The sequence below is a fragment of the Staphylococcus gallinarum genome (assembly GCF_000875895.1).
GTDB lineage: Bacteria > Bacillota > Bacilli > Staphylococcales > Staphylococcaceae > Staphylococcus > Staphylococcus gallinarum.
In genome coordinates this window covers 34,626-43,867 of the sequence record NZ_JXCF01000076.1, presented here as the reverse complement: position 1 = coordinate 43,867, position 9,242 = coordinate 34,626, and the positions used below count along the sequence as shown (strand labels likewise).

Below are 9,242 nucleotides of genomic sequence, written 5' to 3'. Positions count from 1 at the left end.
GGACTAGTTGAATCAAATGTACCATCACCAATAGCAGTAAAGTTATTGACCGATACATTTGTGTAAGCACTGATTGAAAGGGCTCTAGGTGTCCAACCTGGATATACTTCGTTTTTATATGGAAATAGTGAGACAATATTTGAAAACGTGACATCTTTTGCCGTTTTAGATTTAGGGTCAGTTGTTGCTCTATGATGTCCAATGTGTCTTACCACATAGGAACGATTGTCTTTATGTGAAATGTGTCCATCAACCACAATCATAGACGCTGCAGATGAAGTTTCATGTGCTTTAATTTCAATACCACATTGGTTATTGTATGAGATGTTATTTGAAGAGAATACATTTTGCGAACCGTCATCATATTCAAAACCATTACTATTACCATGATAATTTTTGGGGTCATGCGATACATTATTTGTAATATTGATAAATCTACTATGATGTGTTGTAAAACCATCATCACCATGGCCAACTGATTCACAATTATTAATACGAATGAATTTACTTTCTAATTCCTCATTAACCCTTGCGCCGTCACCACCGTAATAGTAATCGTCACTAGCATAAGTAATATCGAACCCATGTAATAAAGCATCAATCGATTTAATATCTTCGATATAACCATACTTAACGCCTGCAAATCTAACGTTAGATGATAACGAACCACCACTAGGTGCTGGATAATTGAATTGAATACCCTGACTCACATTCTTTTCATCAAATCTTGCTTTGTTGCCGTCCACTGAATAACCTTTTGTACCAATATATTCAGCTGTGCCGTCCATATCTTTATTTGTGACTGCCAATGTTTCTCTCGGTGCGTCATCTGCAAGTTTAATAATGGTAATACCTTTACCTTCACCCGAAAGAATAGACCTACTCGGCAACTTAATACCATTCTTAATTTTGTATGTTCCCGCCGTCATATGAACATGAACATTACCCGAACCTAATGCTTTTTTAAATGCTTCGTCAGAGTTTGTTTCTCCTGTTGGGTCTGCACCGTAATCGTTCACATTAACAATGCGTTCAATCTTTTTGTTTAACTTCTCGTAATTCTCATCAAGTTTTTTCTCAATACGTGTAAAATCATAAAATAAACGGTCAGACAATACATTGAATGGTGTACCATCGACCGCTACCCTACTATCTTTTAATTCATTTATCCCATCACCATTATGACCAATAACTAATTTCCTTACTTTTGCATTTAAATAATTAAGAAAAGTTTCAACACTTACATTTTCGTAATCAATTTGTCTTGCATGGTGCGCGTGCTTTTCTTCTGTGCGATGATACGCTAAATCATCTTTAATGTACTTATAGAAATTATAAATACTCTTGAAATTTTCAATAGTTTTATATCTAAATTCTTGCCCTAATTCTATAGGTAAATCAAAATATAATTTCATATTTTTATCTCCTTTTCTATTCAATCCACGTATATGTCCCATATATATAATCAGTATCACTCCATGGAGTTGTGTCTGCTTTATTCAAAACTAGTGATAATTTCCCACTAGGTCTTAAAGAGATAATTACTGGTAAATGAGTGTTTGGCGTTCTGATATACCAAGAATGAGCTTCTTGTGTTAAATCTGATGGTAAATTTGCAATTGTCATATAATCTTTTATTTTAGATAAATTGATTCTTATTGTTTTGATTTTTAAACCAAACAATTCAAAGATTCTATATGAACAATTAAACCCGCCATCTCCTGATTCTTTAAATGCTGTATTAGGAACTCCTTCTAAAGGAGTGAACTCAATCCATTCTGTTGTACCTTTAGTCAAAGTATCTAAATCTAAAATATTATCCGTGCTAGTTTTAGGTAAGTAGATTTCACCCGAGTTATCACGACAATATCTATTGTTATAACTAATCATCTAGTGTAGTCACTCCCACTATATCGGTATAATTTTCAGGTAACGCAAATGAAACCCCTGAACCCGATTTATTGTTGTTTTTTATATCTCTCATCATCTTTTGTTGTATTTGTACGATGTCTGTTTTAGCATTGTTAAATTCAACTTCTACAGGTTGATAAGTCAAAGGATGTGAGCGTGTCGTTTTAACGACTTTCAAATCCAAGTTAAATCTTAAAGGCTCATGTACAAACCGAATCGTATTGTTATCTTTGATATCTTCATTACCTAAATAATGCGTAGATAGTTCAACAACCGGCTCATCAGATAATTGAGATTTCAGAGTCTCTAACATTTCTGATTCCTCAGTAATATTTTCATCATAAACACTTGGTGCTTGAATATGACCAAACAATTCATAGTTAGGTGATTTATATTCTGTATACGTTTTGTACTGATCGTTACCACTTAAAGTAGCAGTACATGATAAAACCACTGATTTCTCAGTGGCAACATACATTCTAGGATTTGTTTTTTTGTAATCTATACCTTTCTTGGGACCTCGGAAAATAGCTTTGACAGTGTGCGCTCCTTTAGAAGCTTTCTTTAATAATGTGATTTTTTCACTCTTTGCGGTTTTACTATAACAATCATAAGTTCCAACTTTTTCACCATCTAAATAAACATCAAGCATACCGCCTTTAGACATTTTCTTTAATGTCCAAGTGATTTCCTCACTACCAAACTTACATTCAACAGTTCCTGTGTAACTCGCTCCAATTTCCTCTGTATACCAAGTACCTTCCTTAACAAACTTGCCTGAATAAGACAAATCACCAGGTTTCTTGGCACTATAGTTTTTGGTCTCTTTATCAGTGTACTTTTTTCCAAAACCTTTGATATAAGTCTTTAATTCAGTGGTTGATACAGACGCCTGAGCTTCATTGGTGTTATACTTATACACGAGAACCTCATCTGAACGCTCGTAAAAGCTTTTCTCAGCGTAGAAATATATCTTTTTATTGTCCGCATAGTAGATATAATCAAATATTTCAGCACCACTTGTAATCATTTCTAATCCATTTTTACCGCTCGCCTCAGATACTGGTTTTTTATCTTTAAATTCACCGACAATTTCATAAGTGAAACCTAGAACATTGTCTTTAAAGATAATATCCAAATACTCTTTCAATGAATATTTAGGTGTACTCTTATCATCTTCACCTGTTGATTCATTCGCTTCATCTTTTTCAATATAATGACCTTGTATATCCATAAATACATGTTTAGCTTGAATTTCATTAGTAACAGTCCCGCCATCATACTTGATACTCGTACTTTTAATTACATAATCTTGACCATTGTAATTTAAAATGTTTTCATTCGTTGCCATATTAAAGATATCTTCTGTTGTATTTGTTTTAACCAAAGTGAGTGAAATAGAGCGATCATCGTTCTTTGAATATTCATATTTAAAAGAACCTAAGTCAAAATCAGTTACGATTTCACCAAAGGTGCCTACTTTATTTTTTAATATTAAGTTTTCCACTCTATTCACCTACCTATATATGAAGTTAAAATCAAATTCTACAGAAGGGTTTGATATCTTTTCACCTAATATCTCAATATCGTTATATCCAGGTGCAAGTGTTAACCATTGATAGTTAGTGTTTACACCTACACGTTTTTTGTCAACAATTGGATGAACACCATCAAGTATAAGTGGTTTACTTTTACTTAATGCCACTTTATATATGAACTCATCACCTGTCGTATTATTTTTTATAGTGATACCTTTTGGAGCGTCAACTTTGACAGTGATTTTTAAATAATGACGCATGATTGGATTGATAATGTCACTTGATCCATTAAACACATTACAACCTGTTGAATTAAATTTATATTTAACATCTTGAGCATAGTGACCATTTTCAAACTGCCACTTATCCGGTTTAGAAAGTGAAAAACTTTTTGTGCTCAATAATGATTCTGAATACCCTTTATAAACACTGAACTCTATTTCAAATGTTCCATATCTATCTCCAACATCAGTAATACCATTACTTACAGGAACAACTGCGTATTTCTTACCTGGCATATCTGAATGTACAACATAATATGGTTCACGTCTGTATATTATCCCTCTTAATCTTTGTTTTAATAGATTATAGTCTTTAGTGTCCAAACCTCTATAGAAAAAACGTAAAGTTAATTTAAAAGGACTGAATGAAGACGCTCCCATGAGCACTCCGTCCAGTCCTGTAACTTCTGTCGTTTCTGTTTTGATTTGTACATCTTCTTCGTCAAAATCTAAAAAAGTAAGATTGGGGATATCGGTTAAAACAGTTTCAAAATTGTTATTAAACATTCTTACCGTTTTTTCCAACATCTAGCCCCCTTTATAATGAACCTGCTGCATAAGCTTGCATGATTGTACGCTTACCTTGGTCTCGTGAAATATCTCTTTCACTATAACCTTTAGGTTGGTCTTTAATGTCTTGTGTTAGTCCTAACAATTGCATTAGTAGATTGTTTTGTTCTCTTGTTGCTTCTAATTGTTGAGCCATTAAATTCAACTCTGTACTATTATCATAACCAGTTTTACCATAACTATTTGATACTTGGTTTGGTCGTTTATTCTTACCGGGATTGACTTTACTTTGTGCATACGAAATAAGTTTCATAGCATCTGTTGCACGTGCCGGGTCAAGTGGTACGACTACCTCAGGGTGACCATCTTCTGCAAGGTTATATAAACCGTTACTGTTGATTATGCCACCAGTAGCAAATCTACGAGGTCCAGAAGGAGACCAACCGCCGTTTGGATTGAATTGACTTCTCCAATACTTATTATTAAAGAATGCCAATAATTGGTCATATCCTGATTTGATATTTGTATGACCTTTCATAGCGTAGTTCTTAAATGTTCCTTTAACATATTGAAGTAAACCTTGTGCTTCATTACCACCAGTGTTTATATCAGTATAACCATGTTGCGTAACACCAGCGTCTCCACCTGATTCGTGTTGAATCAATGACACAATGTTGTCGATATCTCCACCTGACAATTTGACTTTCATCTGTTTAGCGGCACGCTTAATATCAGGTATCCATTTAGAAGGTGATTTCTTACCGCCACCACTATGTGATTTCAACCATTTAACAGGGTCTATAGGTTTTCCGTTTTTATGCATCTCATAATGCAAGTGAGGACCTGTACTTGCACCTGTATTCCCTGAAATACCCAGTTTTGTACCTGGTTGAACTTTTTGACCGTTTTTAACAAGCCATTTGCTAAGATGACCGTATATTACATCAAGTGCTCCACCTTTAACTTGAATGTAATGACCAAAACCTTTTGGCATTTCTTTTGTATATGCTTTACCGCTAATCGTTGAATAAACTGGTTCATATATATAAGGTAAATCAATACCCGGGTGCGGCCATGAGAATGCATACCCTGGAGGCGGACCGTTTGGACTGTATGGCGTGGTAATATTATCTAAATACTTAATATATCCACCGTCACCATCGCCACCATCTAATTCTGCAAACCATCCACTAACTAAATTTTTAATACCGTTTTTCAAGCTATCGTAAGCCCAGTTGATTGTTCCACCCATTGCTTCACCTTTGATATTAGAAAAATCTACACCAAAGTGTTTAAGAGCCATTTCAACTAGCTTTCCAGGTTTAGTAGCATATTCCATTACATCGCCAATCTTCTTACCGAAAGAACTTGCTAAACTTTTAGCTGATTCTATGCCAGTACTTACTGCTTTTTTACCAGTATTCCATAAATCTCCTAATTTATCTTTGGCACTTGTAACTACATCGTTATGTTTTTCATGTTTTTCTTTCTTCGGTTTTTTACCACCACCAAGAATATCGAACATACCGCCTGTACCTGTAGATAAGTGAGGTCTTAACATTTTAGATTGAGCACCGTTATAAACCGCATCGCCTTTACGCAATGTAACACGGCGATTACTACCAGCTAGTTGTTGAATACGACCATTTCTGCGACGGATAAGTTCTTTGTGACCACCTGGACCACGAGCATTACCGATACCTTTATCATTTACTACTGCTTTAGTAGAACGTGTCAATCTTCCTTGACTATCTGTTTTGACAAGTGGGTTAGCACCTGTACCAGTTGATAACTTAGGAATCTTTTTCTTGATAAGTTTCTTATTCATAATCTTATCAGACAATGTATTGATACCATCAATCATTGCATTAAGACCTGAGATAGCCCCATTTGCTACACTCTTACCAAGATTAGTAGCAACCTTTTTAAAACCAGCTTTTGCGTTGCCAATGAATTCTTTAAGTTTTTCAAGCCATTCTTTACCTTTGTTGTACATTGCTTTGAAACCTTTAACAACACCGTCTTTAGCTCCAGTGGCTAGATCAACAACTGATTTTTTGAGGTTACGCCATTTCTTAACTACTGCGTCTCTCAGGTTCTGAGTGATATTCTTAGCAGTATTGTAAAGAGATTTGAAAATTCCTTTAACACCATTCCATAATGATTTGGCTACACTGATTACTGTATTCTTTAAGATTCTCCACAATTTGATAACCATATTTTTCAAAGCATTGGTTATATTTTGTAGATTCTTTCTCATACCTGAGAAATTTCCTCTCAATGCATTAGATAACGCCTTGGCAACATTGACTACTACTGTTTTAAGCGTTCGCCAAATTACAGAAATAGCTTTTTTCAAACCATTAAAAATTGCTCTTACTACATTAGACATTGTTCGGAATGTGTTAGGTACTATCTTTCTTATCAATGCAACTGGATTAGTTACTGCAAGCTTGATGTTCGACCAAACCGCCTTAATAAACTTCCATAGTCCGTTGAAAATAGAACGCGTAAAACTACTTGTTTTAGTGAATCCAGCTTTGACGATATTCCATATTCCGCCTATAGCCCAACTGAAGACTGCTTTAATTCCACCCATTGATTTAGATACAATACCTTTGATTAACCCAAGACCTAACTTGAACACACCGAATATTTTACCTACAAACCAGAGTTGGACTAAATTCCAAATAAACTGCAGAGCACCAAAGAATATGTTCTTTACACCTTGCCACATTAATTTGAAATTACCAGTAAATAATCCGGAGAATATTTGGATAACACCCATTATTACTTTGAGCGCTCCGCTTATAACACCTTTAATTGCTTCCCACGTTGAAATAATAATATATTTGATGATTGCCCAACCGGCACGGAATAAACCTTGAATTACAGGCATGAAAAATTGTACGGTTGCAACGATTGCACCAAACACAGCTTTAAAAACTGCGCCAATTGCCATGATTATCGGTTTAACTACTTGCCACATAACAGAAAAACCAGTTTTAATATTCGCCATCGCTTGCATAAATTGCGGACCATTCTCTGCCCAAAAACTACCTATAGATTTTCTGATTTCTCCACCAAATTGAGCAAATGCAGCACCGATTGGTCGAAGTACTGCCATTACACCTGACCAAAGTAATTTAGCACCGTTGACAATTCCTGAAAAAGCAGTGTTGACTATATTTCTGAATGTCTCCGATTTTTTATAAGCTACAACAAAAGCAGCGCCAAGGGCAACAATCGCGGCAATGATTAATGTCACCGGACTTGTTAATGCAGCGAACACACCACCGATTATACTCATTGCAGTTGCACTTCCAGCAATAGCTCCTAAACTTGCAACCAATGCTCCAAGGCCAACTAACACTGGACCAATTGCTGCAGCAATCAATGCTAGAACACCTACAAATACTTTCACAGGTTGTGGTGCATTGTTAAAAGCTTCAACAATTTTAGAAACCCAATCAGCTAATACACGAATGGCTGGAGCGAAAGAATCTCCGATACTAATCGCTAAAGATTCAAATGCTCCTCCAAGTTGTTCGAGAGATCCTTTTAAATTGTCTTTCATCTTTTTGGCTGCTTTACCACTTTCACCGTTTGAGTTTTTTAGCGACTGACTGTATTTGTCAATCTTACTCGGTCCAGCGTTTATCATGGCTAAGAAACCACTAGCTGATTCTTGCCCAACGATTTGTGACACTGTAGCAAGTTTTTGTTCTTTCGTCATACCTTTTAATCCATCTTTAAATTGACCAATCAATTTTGGCATACCTACAAACTTACCTTGCGTATCAGTTAGTGTAATTCCCATGCTCTCCATTGCTTTTTTAGCGTTTCCTGTTGGACTTGCTAATCTAGTTAGTGAAGCACGTAACGTTGTACCTGCTTGCTCACCTTTCAGACCTGCATCGGACATAACCATAATCGCTGCAGAAGTGTCTTCCATAGACATACCTAACGTATGCGCCGGAGTACCTGCGTATTTCATTGCATCTCCCATGAAATTAATGTCCGCAGCTGATTTATTTGCTGCTACTGCTAATACATCAGCAATATGACCTGAATCGCTCGCTTTCAAATTAAATTGATTAATTGTGGAAGCCATAACTCCTGTAGTCGTAGCTAAATCCGCACCCGATGCTTCTGCAGCACTGATTGCGCCCGGAATTGCATCCATTGTTTGCTTAGCAGTAAAGCCTAATGAAGCCATCTCTTTCATACCTGAAGCAACTTCAGAAGCACTTAGTGATGTTTTAGCCCCCAAATCGATTGCTTGGTCTTTCATGGCACTTAATTCTTTACCACTCGCACCAGCAATTGCACCAACTTTTGACATTTCTCCGCCAAAGTCTGCCGATTTCTTGATTGCAGCGCCAAATCCAAGTGTAACAGGTGCCGTCACATACATTGACATGCTTTGACCGACATTTTTCATACCTGCGCCAACACTTTTTAATTTCGGAGATATTCCTTTTAATTGTTGTGTCATTCTACCAAAAGGTGTACTGTTTGCTTTAGCCAGCTTTTCTTGCGAAAGGTTGTATTCACGCATGTCAGCGCTTGTTTTGTCTATTTCTCGTCCTAAGTAATCAATTTCTTCTTTTAATTTAGATACATTAGCACTCGCTTTTAATGCTTGTGAACTATTTTCTCCGTGTTGCTTAACCATTTTGGCTTCTGCTCTAACTGCAGCCTCTAATTCTTTTTTGAGATTTGCATTTGTAATACGCAAGTTTCTCAATTGATTATTATACGATTGACTAGACTTTTCAGCTCTATTGAACATACGGGTAGAGTTCATCATTTCAGATTTCATATTTCTAAATGAAGTCATAATCTGATTAGTTGTTCTTTCAACTCCCATATCACGCATGGACAATTCTACTCGCATACTTCTCACTTGTTCTTCTGCCATTTCCTCACCTACCTTTTTAATGTGCTATCGTTATCAAATTAGAAACGCATCAATGATTGATTCACACTTGTAATTAGT

At 35.9% G+C, this 9,242-nt stretch carries 5 protein-coding genes; all 5 read right to left on the bottom strand.

Features of this window, described 5'->3' with window-relative positions; translation table 11 throughout:
- Nucleotides 1–1,415, bottom strand: a 1,415-nt coding sequence (locus SH09_RS13435; protein WP_042740130.1) for a glycosyl hydrolase family 28-related protein, incomplete at its 3' end; no start/stop codon positions are given.
- Between the two features lie 16 nt (nucleotides 1,416–1,431).
- Entirely contained in the window at nucleotides 1,432–1,890 is a 459-nt protein-coding gene (locus tag SH09_RS13430; protein WP_042740129.1) for a hypothetical protein, read from the bottom strand.
- Nucleotides 1,883–3,418 carry a prophage endopeptidase tail family protein gene (locus tag SH09_RS13425; RefSeq protein WP_042740128.1) on the bottom strand — a complete coding sequence of 512 codons (1,536 nt, stop codon included), beginning with the start codon at nucleotides 3,416–3,418 and terminating at the stop codon, nucleotides 1,883–1,885. The genes SH09_RS13430 and SH09_RS13425 overlap by 8 nt, the downstream gene beginning before the upstream one ends.
- A gap of 9 nt (nucleotides 3,419–3,427) precedes the next feature.
- A complete protein-coding gene (locus SH09_RS13420) occupies nucleotides 3,428–4,258 on the bottom strand; it encodes a phage tail domain-containing protein (RefSeq protein WP_042740127.1) in 831 nt (276 codons plus the stop codon).
- Nucleotides 4,259–4,268: 10 nt separating this feature from the next.
- Entirely contained in the window at nucleotides 4,269–9,164 is a 4,896-nt protein-coding gene (locus SH09_RS17380) for a phage tail tape measure protein (protein ID WP_052495465.1), read from the bottom strand.
- Nucleotides 9,165–9,242: the final 78 nt, after the last annotated feature.

Bases quoted from the DNA above. Each gene is read 5' to 3' on its own strand.
- SH09_RS13430 (WP_042740129.1), bottom strand. From the start codon at position 1,890: ATGATTAGTTATAACAATAGATATTGTCGTGATAACTCGGGTGAAATC.
- SH09_RS13420 (WP_042740127.1), bottom strand. From the start codon at position 4,258: ATGTTGGAAAAAACGGTAAGAATGTTTAATAACAATTTTGAAACTGTT.
- SH09_RS17380 (WP_052495465.1), bottom strand. From the start codon at position 9,164: ATGGCAGAAGAACAAGTGAGAAGTATGCGAGTAGAATTGTCCATGCGT.